The organism is Actinoplanes sp. NPDC026623 (assembly GCF_040638275.1).
Taxonomy (GTDB): domain Bacteria; phylum Actinomycetota; class Actinomycetes; order Mycobacteriales; family Micromonosporaceae; genus Actinoplanes.
The window spans coordinates 1-16,166 of the sequence record NZ_JBEZXZ010000034.1; the positions used below are offsets into that span (position 1 = coordinate 1).

Genomic DNA, 16,166 nt, shown 5'->3' on the forward strand with positions numbered 1-16,166 from the left:
AACACCCCCCCCCCCCCCCCCGTGGGGCCCCCCCGCGGGTCGCCCGGGGGCCGGCGCCCCCCCCCCCCGCGCCCCCGGCGACGCGTCGCCGTCGACCGAGCCGACCGAAACGGCCTCGCCGAGCCCGTCCAGCAACGACGACGGCGCGGGCGAGGGCCAGGGACGCGGGCGGCGCGCACACCAGCACTGATCCGATTTGTCGTAGTAAAACGGCTCGCGTGGCCCCGGCCCCGCGAGTCGTTTTATCCTGAATGCCCTGGTCAGCACTCTGTGCGGTACCCGTTAGGTCTCAGCTGTGAGGATCCTCATCTACCAGGCCCGGAAGGCCACATACACTTCACGCCGATGGACACGACTGTCGCCGACACATTGATCGGCACAACGATTGACGGGCGCTACCGGATCACCGGCCGGGTCGCCCGTGGTGGCATGGCGACCGTTTACACGGCGATGGACGATCGGCTCGGGCGGACGGTCGCGCTGAAGATCATTCACCCGTCGCAGGCGACGAACGTGCACTTCGTCGACCGCTTCACCGAAGAGGCGAAGACGATCGCCCGGCTCACCCATCCCAACGTCGTCGCCGTTTACGACCAGGGCCGCCACCAGGGCCTGCCCTACCTGGTGATGGAGTATGTGCAGGGCCGCACCCTGCGCGACCTGCTCAGCCAGCGCCGCCGGCTCAACCCGGTCGAGGCGCTCGCGATCCTGGAGCAGATGCTCGCCGCGATCGCCGCCGCGCACCGCGCCGGCCTGGTGCACCGCGACGTGAAGCCGGAGAACGTGCTGGTCGCCGAGGCGCCCAGCGGCGGCATCGCCAACCTCGTCGACAGCGTGGTGAAGGTGGCCGACTTCGGCCTGGCCCGCGCCGTCGAGGCGAGCTCTACCGACGACGCCGGCCAGCTGATGGCGACCGTGGCCTATGTCGCACCAGAGCTGGTCACCGACGGGCACGCGGACGCCCGCACCGACGTCTACTCGTCCGGCATCGTGCTCTTCGAGATGCTCACCGGCCGGGTGCCCTACGAGGACGGCGAGCCGGTGGAGGTCGCCTGGCAGCACGTCGACAACGACGTCCCGGCGCCGTCCGACATCGTCAAGGGCCTGCCGACCGTGCTCGACGACCTGGTCATCCGGGCCACCCGCCGCGACGCGGGCGCCCGGCCGACCGACGCGGGCGCGATGCTCTCCGAGGTGCAGGTGGTCCGCGACGACCTCGGCGCCGCGAACGTCGAGACCGCGCTGCTGCGCCAGGTCCCGGCCCGCCCGCTCGCCGCCGACGCCACCGCGCTGGTGCCCGCCGTCGGCGACACGCCCGGCAACCGGCCGACCTGGGCCCGACTGCCCGATCAGGGCCCGCGCCCCCGCGGCCAGCGCCGCGCCGGCGGGCCGCCGCCGCCCGCCGCCGGCACCGTGATCGGCGGGGCGGGCGTCGACCGGCGCCGCATCATGATCATCGCCGCGATCGCGGTGATGGTGCTCACCATCATCGGCAGCACCTGGTGGGTGACCCTCGGCCGCTACACCGACGCGCCGCAACTGGTGAACAGCAGCCGGGCGCAGGCCGAGCAGGCCGCCGCGCAGGAGGGCTTCGAGCTGCGCATCGGCGACGGCGCGTTCAGCGAGACAGTCGCCAAGGACGTCGTGCTGAGCCAGGACCCGCCGCCGGCCAAGCGGATCATCAAGGGCGGCATCATCACCGTCTCGCTGTCGCTGGGCCCCGAGCGCTACCAGGTGCCCGACGTCGTCGGCCTGGAGGCCTCCGCGGCCCGCGGCGACATCGAGGCCACCAAGCTGAAGTTCAAGCAGGGCACGGGCAAGTACAGCGACTCCGTGCCGCAGGGCGTCGTCATCTCCACCGACCCGAAGGCCGCGACGGAGCTCAAGCCCGGCGGGACAGTCACCGTGGTGGTCAGCAAGGGCCGCGCGCCGATCAGCGTGCCGGAGTTCAAGGGCAAGAACATCAACGAAGCCCGCAACGAGGCACAGCGCCTCGGCCTCATCGTGGTCGAGCAGTACAAGGACAACGATCAGCCCACCGACACGGTCATCGACCAGTCTCCGAAGGCGGGCACCGGCGCCGAGAAGGACGACGAGATCAAGCTGGTGGTCAGCAAGGGCCCGCCGCTGATCAGCGTGCCGAACCTCGCCAACCAGCCGTGTCAGCAGGCCGCCCAGGCGCTGCAGGGCCAGAACCTGCGGGCCCGGCTGGACGGCAACCCCAACGGCGCGGTCAAGTTCCAGAACCCGTTCGCGGACACGCCGGTGCCGCCGCAGACCGAGATCGTCCTGCTGTGCGGGTGAGCCGGCCCGTCGGTTCGCACACGAAGACGTCGGGCGGGCTGGCCAAGGCGGCCCTGCCCTACGCGGACGCGGCCGGCTCCGAGGCGCTGCAGGTCTACGTTTCCAACTCGCGCGGCTGGGCGCTGCCGCCGGGCGACCCGAAGCAGGACATCCTGTTCCGGGACGGCTGCGGCGAGCGGGGCCTGCCCGCATACATCCACGCCTCGCTGCTGGTCAATCTCGGTTCGCCGACCGAGCTGACCGTGGAGCGGTCGGTGCAGACGCTCGAGCACGCGCTGCGCCGGGGCGCCGCGATCGGCGCGACGGCGGTGGTCTACCACGCGGGCAGTGCGGTCGACGAGGACCACGAGGACAAGGCGCTGCACCGGCTCCGCGAGGCGCTGCTGCCGCTGCTGGACACCGCGGCGGCGCAGGGCCTGCCGAGGATCCTGGTGGAGCCCAGCGCGGGCGGCGGGCGCAGCCTGGCCTCGAAGGTGCAGGACCTGGGGCCGTACCTGGCCGCGGTCGAGCACCACCCGTGGCTGGGCGTCTGCTTCGACACCTGCCACGCCTGGGCGGCCGGGCACGACCTGGCCCGGCCCGGCGGCATGACGGAGACCCTGGACGCCCTGGTGGCGACGGTCGGCCCGGAGCGGCTCCAGCTGATTCACGCCAACGACTCCAAGGACGAGTGCGGCTCGACCCGCGACCGGCACGAGACCATCGGCGCGGGCCGGATCGGCACGGCGCCGTTCGCCGAACTGCTGGCCCACCCGGCGACCGCGGGCGTGCCGGTGATCGTCGAGACGCCGAGCAAGGAACACGAGGGCCACGCCGCCGACATCGCCGTGCTCAAGGAGCTGCGGCCGTAACGGGCCGGGGGCGAATAGTGCCCGTCCGGGGACACCCTGCGGCACCGGCGAGCCGCTAGGCTCCGAAGGTGAGCGGCAACGAGCTCGGGATGTTCCTGCGGACTCGGCGCAAGGGGATCACCCCCGCCGAGGCCGGGCTGCTCACCGGGCACAGCCGGCCGGCCGGGCTGCGCCGCTCCGATGTGGCCGCCCTCGCCGGGATCAGCGTGGCGGACCTCACCAGCATCGAGCAGGGCCGCGACCCCCACCCGGACCCGCCGGTGCTGGCGGCGCTCGGCGACGCGCTACGCCTCACCCCCACCGAGCGAATGCAGCTCTACCAACTCAGCAGGGCCGCCACCGACACCGGTTCCAGCCGCCCGCACCGGGAGGTACGGGCAACCGTGCTGGCCCTGCTGCGCAACCTCGAGCCGGCGCCGGCGGTGCTGCTCAACAACCTGAGCGAGGTGCTGGCGCACACGGACGGCTACGAGGCGGTGGGCGGCCCCGCCGGGCTGCTCGACGGCACCCCGCCCAGCCAGATCCGCTTCGTCTTCACCGACAGCCGGGCCCGGACCGTCTACCCCGACTGGGAGTGCATCGCGGACGAGCAGGTCGCCGCGCTGAAACGCGGCCCGTTCCGCGCGGACCCGGCCATCGCGGCGCTGGTGGACGAGCTGACCGTCACGGCCGGAGAGGCCTTCACCCGCCGACTGCACACCGTCACCGGCCCGGCGGGCGCCACCGGCGTCGCGCGCCTGTTCCACCCCGAGGCCCGCGAGATCCACCTGGCCTACGAGACGCTCGAACTGCCCCCGGCCGACAATCAGCGGCTGGTCGTCTACCTGCCCGCGGACCGGGCGGCCGCGGCCGCGCTCGCCCGGCTGACCACACCGGGCCCCACGGGCGCGCACCGTTACGCGGTCTTCGGACCGGTCCTCACCACCGACCCCGCCGGGACGGACCCGGACCTGCCGCAGCCGCGAAGGCCCGGGCTCCGCCTGATCTCCGGCGACTAGGTTCTGTCCCGAGCAGCGGAACTGATCTTCGGGGTCGAAGGGCCAGCAGGACTCGTCACGCTGGGAGCACCCTCCCATCCACGCATACATTTTCCACCCGGCCTCGGGCCAGAAGCATCCGGCCGCCGGGCCACGTTGGAACTGCTGTGATGAACCTCGGGCGCGCTTTGCCGGCGGCATTACCGGTATTATTTCGACGCGCGTGGTACTGCACCTAAATTGCCGCGCCGATCCGGTGAACGCTATTGCCGAAATGAGATTGGCATGATCATTCACGGGCGTGTCGGGGCGGGGTGCGGGAGAATTCTCCGGTGGGACAGATGTCATTGTTCGGCAGGTCGGAATTGGCGGCGATGCGGGACCGGACCGCGCGGCGAAACTATTCAGCCGCCGCTGAGGAATTTCGTCGTGAGCACGAGCGTCATCGCCGGTGGGGTCTTCAGCAACGCCATGGTGAGAAGCTTCGCCGTAACCGCCTGAGTCGCTCCGCAGCCCTGGCAGCGCCGGCTCCCGAGAGCGGGCCGGCCCACCTCACCGCGCCCGCGTCGCCTACTGCACCACGAGTGTCCGCCGCACCGCGCGTGCCTGCCCCATCCGCGTCGCCGTCCGCAGCACGAGTGCCTGCCGCGCCGCCAGCGGCCACCCCACCCACATCGCCCTCCGGACCACGCCTGCCAGCTGCACCGCCAGCAGCCACCCCACCTGCAGCACCCTCCACACCGCGCGTGCCCACCCCACCCACATCGCCCTCTGCACCACGTGTGCCTGCAGCGCCACAAGCGGCCACCCCACCCGCAGCACCCTCCGCACCACCCATGCCGGCCGCGCCGCCAGCGGCCACCCCACCCGCAGCACCTTCCACACCACCCGCGCCTGCTGCGCTACGAGCGGCCGCCCCATCCGCAGCGCCTTCGCACCGCGCGTGCCCACCCCACCCACATCGCCGCCTGCACCACCCGCGCCTGCAGCGCCACGAGCGGCCACCCCACCCCCAGCACCCTCCACACCGCGCGTGCCCACCCCACCCACATCGCCGCCTGCACCACCCGCGCCTGCACCGCCACGAGCAGCCACCCCACCCCCAGCACCCTCCACACCACCCATGCCGGCCGCGCCGCCAGCAGCCACCCCACCCGCAGCACCCTCCGCACCACGCGTGTCTGCCGCGCCGCGGCCTGGTCTCGCACCGCCGCCGACCCAGCCGCCGCAGCACCCGGCGGCACCGATCCCGGCACCGATCCCGACACTCCGGCGACCACGATCACCTCGGTCGCCGACCCGCCTGCCACCGCCGGCAGGGCACCCCTGCTGGCAGACACTGCCAGCCCGGACATCGCCTCGACGGCCGTGGACGGCACCGCCGGTGTCATCGCCGACAGCCGCGGTGCCACTGCCGTGCGTGCCACGACCAGCTCCCAGCGGACTCACCGCGGGAAAAGATGGGTCAGCAGCCACCCGGCGGGCGCCACCGATACCGTCGCCATCCGTCTCGCGACCGGAACCCTCCCCATCCGCCTCGCGAACAGGGCCTCCATCACCACCTCGGCCGCGATCGGGTCCCGGTGGGCATTCCCTGAATGAAGATGGCCACTGCGAGACGGTGGGCACGGTGACACTCGGCCATTTCCGCCACGCTCGGCTCCGCGACGGTCACCGTGCGAACGCCAGCCCAGAGTCCAACAGAAACCATTTCCCGCCAGGTAGATACTCGACACTCGCACGGCGGGTGAAACGGGCCGCCTAGCAGCAGGTGAAACGGGTCGCCCCTCGGTGGGCAAAAAGGGCCACCCCACTGCGGACGAAAGAAGTCACCGCGCGCCAGGTGAAATGTGTTGACCGCGGCAAGAAAAAAGGGTGCCCCGCAGCAGGTGAAATGTGCGGCGCAGGCGATTCGCCGCGATCGCGCGCCCCCGGAATGCGGACACGAGGCCGAGGTTTGACGATGCGGAATACGCGCTCACATCGGCCGCCAGAGAGCGCCCCCCGGCATCCAGTTAGGCGTCATCGCCTTGGTCTGCGCTTCGCGACCGGTCGCTGTGAGGCAGACCGGCTCCGGTGCAAGGTTGTCCTTGGCGGCATGGCCATGGGATCTCTGTCGATCAGGATCCGCGGGACAGAACCTGGGGAGAGGCGGCTAGGAGAGCAGTTCCCCGAGGACCGATGCCGCGTGGTCCACGTCGTCGTCGGTGAGGTCCAGGTGTGTCACCAGGCGCGCGATGCGCGGCAGCATCGCCGCGATCAGCACCCCTCGCTCCGCCGCCGCGGCGGCCAGCGCCGGCGCGTCCAGCTTCGCGCCGCTCAGGTCCAGCGGCACCAGGTTCGTCCGGACCCGGGCCGGGTCGACCACGCCGAACGGCTCGAGTGCCTCGGCGAGCCGACGGGCCCGTGCATGATCGACGGTGAGCCGGGCCAGGTGGTGGTCGAGCGCATGCCGCCCGGCCGCCGCCAGAATGCCGACCTGCCGCATGCCGCCGCCGAGCCGCTTGCGGATCAGCCGGGCCTCGGCGATCTTCTCCGTGCTGCCGACCACGAGCGAGCCGACCGGCGCGCCGAGGCCCTTGGAGAGGCACACCGACAGCGTGTCGAAGATCCGGCCGTAGACGTCGAGCGGCACGCCGTCGGCGATGTGCGCGTGCCAGATCCGGGCGCCGTCGCAGTGCAGCGCGACGCCGGCCTCGTCGGCCACCGCCCGCAGCCCGCGCAGGGTCTCCAGGCTGATCACCCCGCCGCCGCCCAGGTTGTGGGTCTGCTCGACGGCGATCGCCCGGGTCGGCACCGACGGGTAGCCCACCGGGCGGATCATCTCGGCGATCTGCTCCACGTCGAGGTCCGCGCCGGCCGACGGCCAGGTGCGGGTGGAGATGCCGCCGAGCGCGGCGGCCGCGCCCTGCTCGTACGTGACGACGTGCGCGTCGCCACCGGCGAGCAACTCGCCGCCCCGCGGCACGACGAGTTGCAGCGCGATCTGGTTGGCCATCGTGCCGGACGGGGTGAACAGGGCCGCCTCGTGCCCGAACAGCGCTGCCACGTGCCGCTCGAGGGAGATGACCGTCAGGTCGTCGCCGAAGACGTCGTCGCCGACCTCGGCGCCCGCCATCGCCGCGCGCATCGCCACGGTCGGCCTGGTGACGGTGTCCGACCGCAGGTCAGCCACGGAGCATCTCCGCGACCAGGAACGCCAGCTCGAGGCTCTGCTGGGTGTTGAGCCGCGGGTCGCAGGCGGTCTCGTAGCGGTCCGGCAGGTCGAGGTCCTCGATGCCCTGCGCGCCGCCCAGGCACTCGGTGACGTCCTCGCCGGTCAGCTCGATGTGGATGCCGCCCGGGTGGGTACGCAGGCCGCGGTGCACCTCGAAGTAGCCGAGCACCTCGTCGACGACCCGGTCGAAGTGCCGGGTCTTGTAGCCGTTCGACGACTCGTGCGTGTTGCCGTGCATCGGGTCGCACTGCCAGACGACCTTGGCGCCGCTGGCGGTGACCTTCTCCACGATCGGCGGCAGGTTGTCGCGGACCTTGCCGTTGCCCATCCGGCTGATCAGGGTGAGCCGGCCCGGGATGTTGTCCGGGTTGAGCTTCTCGCACAGCTCGATGGCGGTCTCCGGGCTGGTGCCCGGGCCGAGCTTGACGCCGATCGGGTTGGCGATGCGGCTGATGAAGTCGATGTGCGCGTGGTCCAGCTGCCGGGTGCGCTCGCCGATCCACAGGAAGTGGCCCGACAGGCCGTAGGCCTTGCCGTCGGAGACCCGGGTGAGCGCGCGGTCGTACTCCAGCGCCAGGGCCTCGTGCGAGCAGTACAGGCTGACCGTGCGCAGCGCCTCGTCCTCGGTCATGCCGCAGGCGCGGATGAAGTCGAGGGCGCGGTCGATCTCGCGGGCGATCGCCTCGTAGCGCTCGCCGGCCGGCGAGGCCCGGACGAAGTCCTTGTTCCAGTCGTGCAGGCCGGCCAGGTCGGCCAGGCCGCCCGACAGGTACGCCCGCAGCATGTTCATCGCGGCGGCCGAGTTCGCGTACGCCCGGATCATGCGCTGCGGATCGGCGACCCGGGCGGCCTCGTTCGCCTCGAGCGAGTTGATCAGATCGCCGCGGTACGCCGGCAGCCCGAGCGAGTCCGTCGCCGACGAGCGCGGCTTGGTGTACTGCCCCGCGACCCGCGCCACCTTCACCACCGGCATCGACGCGCCGTAGGTCAGCACGACCGCCATCTGCAGCAGGGTGCGCGCGTTGGCGAGCAGGTGGCTCTCGGTGTTGTCCGCGAAGGTCTCGGCGCAGTCGCCGCCCTGCAGCAGGAACGCGCGCCCCTCGCAGACCTCGGCGAGCCGCACCCGGAGCTGGTCGACCTCGTACGGCGCGACGACCGACGGCACGTTGTCGAGGACCTGACAGACCGACCGCACCTCGTCCAGGTCCTGCCACGGCGGCATCTGCACCCGCGGCAGGGACCGCCACCGGTCCAGGCCGAGGGCCTCGTCCTCGGCGGAGTCGGTGGAGGGACGGGAGGTCTGCAGGGCCGTGGCGCCGACCCCGGGATGACTGAGCTGGTGCCACTCTCGGCGCATGACGAGAGCCTAAACGTCGAACGAAAGGGGGCGCCGGGAGGATCCCCGGCGCCCCACTCTCTAGGAACTGATTGCTACGAGCCTCAGCCGAGGCCGTTCTTGATCGCGGTGATCAGCTCGCCGTTGCTGGTGTCGCCGGAGAACTCCCAGAAGAACGCGCCGCCGAGGCCCTGGTTCTTCACGTAGGTCATCTTGCCGGCGACGGTGCTCGGGGTGTCGTAGCTCCACCAGTTGCTGCCGCACTTCGAGTACGAGGTGCCGCCGACGGTGCCGGTGGACGGGCAGCTGTTCTTGAGGACCTTGTAGTCCTCGATGCCCGCCTCGTAGGTGCCCGGCGCCGCGCCGGTCGCCGTGCCGCCCGGTGCGGCCTGGGTGACGCCGGTCCAGCCGCGGCCGTAGAAGCCGATGCCGAGCAGCATCTTGCTGGCGGGCACGCCCTTGCTCTTCAGTTTCTGGATCGCCGCGTCGGACCAGAAGCCCTGCTGCGGGATGCCGGTGTACGAGGTCAGCGGCGAGTGCGGGGCGGTCGGGCCCTGCGGCGCGAAGGCGCCGAAGTAGTCGTAGGTCATCGGGAAGACCAGGTTCAGCTTCGAGATGCCCGACGCGTAGTCCGCCGCGTCCAGCTTGCCGCCGTTCGAGCCGTCGGCCGAGATCGCCGAGGTGACCAGGAAGTTCTGGCCGAACTTGTTGCGCAGCGCGCTGATCACGTTGTTGTAGGAGGCCGGGCCGCTGGCGTCGCAGGACAGGCCGCAGGCGTTCGGGTACTCCCAGTCGACGTCGATGCCGTCGAAGACGTCGGCCCAGCGGGAGTCCTTGATCAGGTTGTAGCAGGAGTTCGCGAACCCGGTCGGGTTGGCCGCCGCCTGGGTGAAGCCGCCGGACCAGGTCCAGCCGCCGAACGACCAGATCACCTTGATGTTCGGGTACGCCTTCTTGAGCTTGCGAAGCTGGTTGAACGAGCCGCGCAGCGCGCCGGCGTCCCACGTGTCGGCGACGCCGTCCACGCTGTCGGCCGCGGTGTAGGCCTTGTCGTAGTCGGCGTACGAGTCGCCGATCGAGCACTGGCCGCCGGTGGTGTTGCCGAAGGCGTACAGGATGTGGGTCAGCTTGGCGGCCGAGCCGCTCGTCACGATGTTCTTGACGTGGTAGTTGCGGCCGTAGACGCCCCACTCAGCGAAGTAGCCGACGACGGCCTTGCCACCCGGGGGCTGGGTCGGAGGCGTCGTGGGCGGCGTCGTGGGCGGGGTGGTGGGGGAAGTGGTCGGGGGCGTGGTGGGCGGCGTCGTCGGCGGGGTGGTGCCGCCGCAGGCGCCGTTGTCGATCCAGACGTCCCACTGACCGCTGTGGGTGGAGGGGCTCTCGTTCTGGGTCCACCACTTGGCGGTGAAGTTCTTGCCGGACTCTGACGCGGTCATGTCCTTGGTGTAAACCGCCGTGGGGCTCCAGGCGGCGGCACAGGCAGCGGCGGCCGACGCCTGGACCATGGGCAGCGCAGCGGTCGCGACCGCCACGATGGCCCCGGCCCACAAGGCGCGGCGGAGGGATTTCATCACTGCGTCTCCTCAAGAACAGTTAGGAAACCTTCCAAAGGGAAGTTGAAGAGACGGTAGTCATATCTATGAACTTCAGTCAAGAAGGTCAACGCCTAATAAGCGTGACGTTAACTTTTTCGAGTTGGAAGCGACGGCGTGCACTCGCTCGGCCACTGCGCGTAGTCTGCGGTCATGACCATCTTTGACGTCGACATTTCCGCACTCTCCGGCGGATCGGCCGATATGGACCGCTACCGCGGGCAGGTCGTCCTGGTGGTCAATGTGGCCTCCAAGTGCGGACTGACCCCCCAGTACGCGGGCCTGGAAACCCTCTACAACAGGTACGCGGACCGCGGACTGGTCGTCCTCGGCGTTCCGTGCAACCAGTTCGGCGGCCAGGAGCCGGGCACCGCCGCGGACATCGAGGACTTCTGCGTGGTCAACTATGGCGTCACCTTCCCGATCACCGAGAAGGTCGACGTCAACGGGCCCGGGCGGCACCCGCTTTACACCGAGCTTGTGGGCGACGGCCCGGACATCCAGTGGAACTTCGAGAAGTTCCTGATCGCCCCCGACGGCGAGGTCGCCGCGCGATACGGGCCGCGTACCGAGCCGGAGGACGGCGAGATCGTCGCCGCGGTCGAGAAGCTGCTCCCGTCCGATCGCCCCGCCACCGACCCTGACCGGACTGAAGACGGTCCCCCGAGCCGCCGATGAGCCTCCACGTGATCGGCGTCGACGCGTACGCACTCGGCTGGGTGGGCGTCGAGCTGCGCGACGGCGCGTTCGGCCGGGCGATGCTGGCGTCCACGCTCTACGAGATCGTCGCCGGCAGCTCCGGCGCGGCCGTGATCGGCGTCGACATACCCCTCGGGATGCTCCCCGACGGCTGGCGCGCGGCCGACACCCTCGCCGCCGACCAGCTCGGCCCGCGCCGCAGCAGCGTCTTCCGGGTGCCGCCGAAGGCCGTGTGGCAGGAGGGCGACTTCGCCGCCGCCAACCGGCTCTGCCGCGAGCTCACCGGCTCCGGGCTCAGCCGCCAGTCGTGGGCGCTGCGCCCGAAGCTGCTCGAGGCCAACGCCATCTGGGAGCGGCACCCGGGGCTGCTCTTCGAGGCGCACCCCGAGGTGTCGTTCCGGCAGATGGCGGGCGAGCCACTCGCGTACGCGAAGAAGACCTGGACCGGGCAGGCCCGGCGCCGGGAGCTGCTGGCCCGGCACGGCATCGTGCTGCCCGACCACCTCGGCCCGGCGGGCCAGGCCCCGCCGGACGACGTGCTGGACGCGGCCGCCGTGGCGTGGAGCGCGCATCGGATGGCGACCGGCGCGGCGCAGAGCCATCCGAGCCCCCCGGAGGAGAACAACGGCAGCCGCATCGCGATCTGGTACTAGGACGCATCTGGCCCTAAGCCTGCGCGGCGATCTCCCGGGCGCGGTCCCGGGCCGCCTCCAGCGCGGCCAGCATGGCGGCGCGCACGCCGTGGTTCTCAAGCTCGCGGATCGCCGAGATCGTCGTGCCCGCGGGCGACGTGACGGCCTCGCGCAGCTTCACCGGGTGCTCCCCCGAGTCGCGCAGCATGATCGCGGAGCCGATCGCCGTCTGCACGATCAGCTCGTGCGCGACCTGGCGCGGCAGGCCGAGCAGGATCCCGGCGTCGATCATCGCCTCGACGAGCAGGTAGAAGTAGGCCGGCCCCGAGCCCGAGAGCGCCGTGACGGCGTCCTGCTGCGATTCCGGCACCCGGATGGTCGCGCCGAGCGGCTTGAACATCTCCTCGGCGACGGCCAGGTGCTCGCCCGTCGCGTGCGGGCCGGCCGAGATGGCCGTCATCGCCTGGTCGACGAGCGCCGGGGTGTTCGTCATGACCCGCACGACCGGGGTGCCCTTGGGCAGCCGGGCCGCGAAGAAGCCGGTCGGCAGGCCCGCGCAGAGCGAGATGATCAACTTGTCGGCGGGAATCTTCGGACCGATCTCGGCCAGCAGCGCGTCCGCGTCCTGCGGCTTCACCGCGATGGCCAGCACGTCGGCCTCGGCCACGGCGGTCGCGTTGTCCACCGTCCGGACGCCGTAACGCTCCCGCAGCTCCTCGGCGCGGGCCGGGCGGCGGGCGGTGACGAGCAGCCGCGCCGCGGGCCATCCCGCGCGGAGCAGGCCGGACAGCACCAGCTCACCGATCTTGCCGGCGCCGAGCACCGCGACGACAGTCATGCGTCCTCCCCCTCGCAATGACGGAAAGGGGCGGGCTCGTCGTTACGCCCGCCCCTTTCCGCACACGGATCTCAGCTGCCGAAGAAGACTTCGGCCTCGTCGTACCGGGCAATCGGCACGGTCTTGAGCTCACCGGTGCCGTCGGCGAGCGGGACCCGGACGATGTCGGTGCCGCGCAGCGCCATCATCTTGCCGAAGTCGCCCTCGTGCACGGCGTCGATCGCCTGCAGGCCGAACCGGGTCGCGAGCACCCGGTCGAACGCGCTGGGCGTGCCACCGCGCTGGATGTGACCGAGAACGACCGTGCGGGCCTCCTTGCCGGTCTTCTCCTCCAGCTGCTGCGCCAGCCACTGGCCGATGCCGCCGAGGCGGACGTGGCCGAACGAGTCGAGCTCCTGGTTGTGCAGCACCATCTGGCCCTCGAGCGGCTGCGCGCCCTCGGCGACCACGACGATCGGCGCGTACTCGACCTGGAAGCGCTTGGTCACGTAGGTGGCGACCTGGTCGACGTCGAAGTTGCGCTCCGGCAGCAGGATGACGTTGGCGCCGCCGGCGAGGCCGGCGTGCAGCGCGATCCAGCCGGCGTGCCGGCCCATGACCTCGACCACCAGGGTGCGGTGGTGCGACTCGGCCGTGGTGTGCAGCCGGTCGATGGCCTCCATCGCGATGTTGACCGCGGTGTCGAAGCCGAAGGTGTAGTCGGTGGCGTTGAGGTCGTTGTCGATCGTCTTCGGCACGCCGACGACGTTCACGCCCAGGTCGTTGAGCTTGGTCGCGACGCCGAGGGTGTCCTCGCCGCCGATCGCGACGAGCGCGTCGACGCCCTGCTCGGCCAGGTTGGCCTTGATCCGCTCTACGCCACCCTCGATCTTGAAGGGGTTGGTGCGGGAAGAGCCCAGGATGGTGCCGCCGCGCGGCAGGATCCCCCGGACCTCGGCGATGCCGAGGGGCTTCGTGAGGCCCTCCAGCGGGCCCTTCCACCCATCGCGGAATCCAACGAACTCGTGCCCGTAAGTGGCAACACCCTTACGGACGACAGCCCGGATCACCGCGTTCAGACCGGGGCAGTCGCCGCCGCCGGTGAGCACGCCGATACGCATGATTACTCGTCCTCCCTGATCGGGTCGCGAGATGCCCGTCTCCCTGGGGAAATGTCGTCCGGCTGCATTGCCGGGTCCCGGGGCGGGCCGCAAACGCACTGTAGTCGCCGGGCCGGGCCGGGACCAAAACGCCCCTCCGGCAACCGCGGTGTTTCGTTCTCGCCGGTCCGGGGTCTTTCCGGGGGCGGCGGCCCCGCGCCGACGCCGCGCGGGCGGTCCGGGCCGCCCGGGCCCCGGTCACGTCGCGTCACCTCGGCGACGTGACGCGGCGGTGCCTCACGCCGTCGATCGGGCCTCGGTCATGGCGTTCCAGCGGGCCAGGTTGTGCTTCGCGTCCACCAGGGCGTCGTGGCGGCCCTGCGCCGTCGGCAGCGCCGGCTTGCCCAGCTCGTCCCAGAGCTGGCGCAGGTCCTTGGTGAAGCGGGGAATCTCGCGCGGCAGCGCCGGCATCGCGCCCCACAGCTGCGCGAGCGCCACGTGGTCGTAGGCCGCGTACCAGGCCCACAGCTCGATCTGCTCGTCGCGGCCCCGGACCGGCTCGCGGAGGAACTCGTAGAGGTCGTCGCGGATGCGCTCGCGGGAGCGCCAGGCCGGGTCGGCCGGGGACGGGAGCTTGTCGAGCACGTTGCGGCGCACCCAGGGCACCGCCCGGGAGTCGTCGAACTGGGTCGAGACCGCGTAGAACTCGCGGCCGAACTCGTCGACGACGCCTATCGACACGAGGTCGACCACGCGGCCGTCCTCGATGAATTCGCAGTCGTAAAAATACCGGTAAGCCATCGCCGACCATCCTCGCCTATGGCCGGCCGGTCGTCTCGGCCAGGGCCTCCTCGGCCCGCACCAGGGCCTCGCGGGTGCCCTCGCGCTCGCCGCGGGCCAGGCGCCGCGCGGAGTCGTCCGCCTGCACCGCCCAGCGGAAGCGGAGCAGCACCGGCAGCGCCGCGTGCAACTCGTCCTCGTCGATCGGGCCGGCCGCGAGATAGCCGTCCAGCAGCTCGGCCGACGTCTCGAGGCCGCCGGCGTAGACGACCGCCGCCGCCACGTCGTAGAGCAGCGGACCGGTGCCGCTCGCCCCGCAGTCCAGCAGGCCCGCCCGGCCCGTCGCCGGGTCCACCAGGAAGGTCTCGGCGGCCGGGTCACCGTGCAGCACCCCGTAGGTGAGCCGGTCCGTCACCGTCAGCCTGGTCATCGCCGTGACCGCGTCGGCGACCGCCGGGCGCAGCCACGGCTCGATCGACAGGTGTGGCGCGTCCGGGTCGAGCAGGTTCCAGCGGCGCAGGCCCGGGTGGTGAAAGCCCTGCAGCGTGCGGTGCACCGCGCCGAGGCGGTCGCCCCAGAACTGCTGGTCGATCGGGTCGCGGCGGTCCAGGGTCCGGCCCGGCGCCCGGCGGAGCACGGCGAACGCCCCGGCGGGCGTCTCCGCGGTGAGGCCGCCCGCGAGGGTGCGCACCGGCTCGCCCGCCTCGATCCCGGTGCCGCGCAGGTGCTCGGCGGCGGCCAGCCCCGCCTCGACGGCCTGGCGGGCGGCCGGCTCGGCCAGGCGGACCACGAAGCGCTCGCCGCCGGCGGTCACGTCCCAGCCCCGCGACAACAGGCCCCCGGGAAGCGCCCTGGTCTCGGCGGGCACGAGGTGCCAGCGTTCGCGCAATGTCGATCGAAGAAGGGCGTCATCCGGCACGGCGGCGATTATCCCGGTACAGACCGTAATGACAACGGACAGCATGGGCGATAGTCACGCGGGGCGATTGGAGGGTGTACAGATAGCTATGAGCGCGGGATGATCGTATGCGTCTGCTGGATGTATCAAATGGCGTCGCCGGCGCTCTTCATGCTAAGAGTGATCGTTCGCGTCGTGGGGCCGGCGCCGGACAACTGTGTCCACGGGGGTCCCGATCGGGGAGGGACTTACCGTGGATCATCGCCTAGCAGAGCAGGGTGACGCGCTCACAGGCGTAGAGATGTTCGCCGGGCTGGAGCCCGACGTACGCCAGCGCGTCATCGCCGCCGCCGTGCCGCGGACCTATCGAAAAGGTCAGATCCTTTTCGTCGAGCACGACCCGGGCGACTCCTTGATCATCCTGCGCCGCGGCGCCATCGCCGTCTTCCGCACCGCACCGACGGGCGAGCGCGCGGTTCTCACGGTGGTCCGCCCGCCCGACGTCCTCGGCGAGGTGTCCCTTCTGGACGCGCTGACCCGCTCGGCCTCGGCCGAGGCGATCGAGGACAGCCAGGCGCTCGCCCTGTCCCGGGTCGCCTTCATCGACCTCGTGCACTCCAACCCGCGCATCCTGGACGCGGTGATGCGGTCCGTGGGCGCGCTCATCCGCCGGCTCACCGAGCAGAACGCCGACCACGTCTTCCTCGACCTGCCGGGCCGGGTCGCCAAGACGCTGGTGCGGCTGGCCGGCGAGAGCCAGGCGCCGATGATCACGATCGAGCTCAACCAGAGCCAGCTCGCCGAGATGGCCGGCGGCTCCCGCCAGAGCGTCAACCAGGCCATCGGCTCCTTCGCGAGCCGGGGCTGGCTGCGCACCGAGGGCCGCCGCATCGTGGTCACCGACGTGTCCGCCCTGCGCCGCCGCGCGGGAATGGCAGACCGGTAGGCCTCGCCTCCGGCTCG

At 71.5% G+C, this 16,166-nt stretch carries 15 protein-coding genes; 6 read left to right on the forward strand and 9 right to left on the reverse strand.

Annotation, left to right across the window (positions count from 1 at the left end; genetic code table 11):
• Positions 1-345 precede the first annotated feature (345 nt).
• The 3 genes from pknB (at position 346) to AB0F10_RS13345 (ending at position 4,153) form a co-directional block, all read left to right on the forward strand.
• Entirely contained in the window at positions 346-2,304 is a 1,959-nt protein-coding gene (gene pknB / locus AB0F10_RS13335) for a Stk1 family PASTA domain-containing Ser/Thr kinase (protein WP_360623361.1), read from the forward strand.
• The gene (locus tag AB0F10_RS13340) at positions 2,295-3,155 is read left to right on the forward strand and encodes a deoxyribonuclease IV (RefSeq protein WP_360623363.1); all 861 of its coding nucleotides are present in this window, start codon (positions 2,295-2,297) and stop codon (positions 3,153-3,155) included. Before pknB ends, AB0F10_RS13340 begins: the two co-directional genes overlap by 10 nt.
• A 68-nt stretch (positions 3,156-3,223) precedes the next feature.
• Positions 3,224-4,153 (forward strand): helix-turn-helix transcriptional regulator, encoded by a 930-nt coding sequence (locus AB0F10_RS13345; protein ID WP_360623365.1) that lies wholly within the window; start codon positions 3,224-3,226, stop codon positions 4,151-4,153.
• Positions 4,154-4,702: 549 nt separating this feature from the next.
• Here the strand turns inward: AB0F10_RS13345 and AB0F10_RS13350 are convergent.
• The 5 genes from AB0F10_RS13350 to AB0F10_RS13370 all read right to left on the reverse strand — a co-directional run bounded on the left by AB0F10_RS13350 (position 4,703) and on the right by AB0F10_RS13370 (position 10,259).
• Positions 4,703-5,083, reverse strand: a complete 381-nt coding sequence (locus AB0F10_RS13350; RefSeq protein ID WP_360623367.1) for a hypothetical protein — start codon at positions 5,081-5,083, stop codon at positions 4,703-4,705.
• The gene (locus AB0F10_RS13355) at positions 5,035-5,559 is read right to left on the reverse strand and encodes a hypothetical protein (protein ID WP_360623369.1); all 525 of its coding nucleotides are present in this window, start codon (positions 5,557-5,559) and stop codon (positions 5,035-5,037) included. The genes AB0F10_RS13350 and AB0F10_RS13355 overlap by 49 nt, the downstream gene beginning before the upstream one ends.
• 728 nt (positions 5,560-6,287) lie before the next feature.
• The gene (locus AB0F10_RS13360) at positions 6,288-7,307 is read right to left on the reverse strand and encodes a GntG family PLP-dependent aldolase (protein WP_360623371.1); all 1,020 of its coding nucleotides are present in this window, start codon (positions 7,305-7,307) and stop codon (positions 6,288-6,290) included.
• Positions 7,300-8,706: a class II 3-deoxy-7-phosphoheptulonate synthase gene (locus tag AB0F10_RS13365; RefSeq protein WP_360623373.1), complete on the reverse strand. Its 1,407-nt coding sequence runs from the start codon at positions 8,704-8,706 to the stop codon at positions 7,300-7,302. Before AB0F10_RS13365 ends, AB0F10_RS13360 begins: the two co-directional genes overlap by 8 nt.
• 83 nt (positions 8,707-8,789) lie before the next feature.
• Positions 8,790-10,259, reverse strand: coding sequence for a glycosyl hydrolase family 18 protein (locus AB0F10_RS13370; protein ID WP_360623375.1), 1,470 nt, complete (start codon positions 10,257-10,259; stop codon positions 8,790-8,792).
• 171 nt (positions 10,260-10,430) lie between these two features.
• On the opposite strand from AB0F10_RS13370, the gene AB0F10_RS13375 reads away from it, so the two are divergent.
• The gene (locus tag AB0F10_RS13375) at positions 10,431-10,955 is read left to right on the forward strand and encodes a glutathione peroxidase (protein ID WP_360623377.1); all 525 of its coding nucleotides are present in this window, start codon (positions 10,431-10,433) and stop codon (positions 10,953-10,955) included.
• Positions 10,952-11,629, forward strand: coding sequence for a DUF429 domain-containing protein (locus tag AB0F10_RS13380; protein WP_360623379.1), 678 nt, complete (start codon positions 10,952-10,954; stop codon positions 11,627-11,629). Before AB0F10_RS13375 ends, AB0F10_RS13380 begins: the two co-directional genes overlap by 4 nt.
• 13 nt (positions 11,630-11,642) lie before the next feature.
• On the opposite strand, the gene proC is transcribed toward AB0F10_RS13380, so the two are convergent.
• The 4 genes from proC to AB0F10_RS13400 form a co-directional block, all read right to left on the reverse strand.
• Complete coding sequence (proC, locus tag AB0F10_RS13385) at positions 11,643-12,446, reverse strand: pyrroline-5-carboxylate reductase (protein ID WP_360623381.1); 804 nt, start codon at positions 12,444-12,446, stop codon at positions 11,643-11,645.
• A 71-nt stretch (positions 12,447-12,517) separates the two neighbouring features.
• Positions 12,518-13,546, reverse strand: coding sequence for a 6-phosphofructokinase (locus AB0F10_RS13390; RefSeq protein ID WP_360623383.1), 1,029 nt, complete (start codon positions 13,544-13,546; stop codon positions 12,518-12,520).
• A 276-nt stretch (positions 13,547-13,822) separates the two neighbouring features.
• Positions 13,823-14,326: a polyadenylate-specific 3'-exoribonuclease AS gene (locus AB0F10_RS13395; RefSeq protein WP_360623385.1), complete on the reverse strand. Its 504-nt coding sequence runs from the start codon at positions 14,324-14,326 to the stop codon at positions 13,823-13,825.
• Positions 14,327-14,342: 16 nt separating this feature from the next.
• Complete coding sequence (locus AB0F10_RS13400) at positions 14,343-15,224, reverse strand: phosphotransferase (protein WP_360623387.1); 882 nt, start codon at positions 15,222-15,224, stop codon at positions 14,343-14,345.
• Positions 15,225-15,456: 232 nt separating this feature from the next.
• On the opposite strand from AB0F10_RS13400, the gene AB0F10_RS13405 reads away from it, so the two are divergent.
• Positions 15,457-16,149 carry a Crp/Fnr family transcriptional regulator gene (locus AB0F10_RS13405; protein WP_023359859.1) on the forward strand — a complete coding sequence of 231 codons (693 nt, stop codon included), beginning with the start codon at positions 15,457-15,459 and terminating at the stop codon, positions 16,147-16,149.
• Positions 16,150-16,166 lie beyond the last annotated feature (17 nt).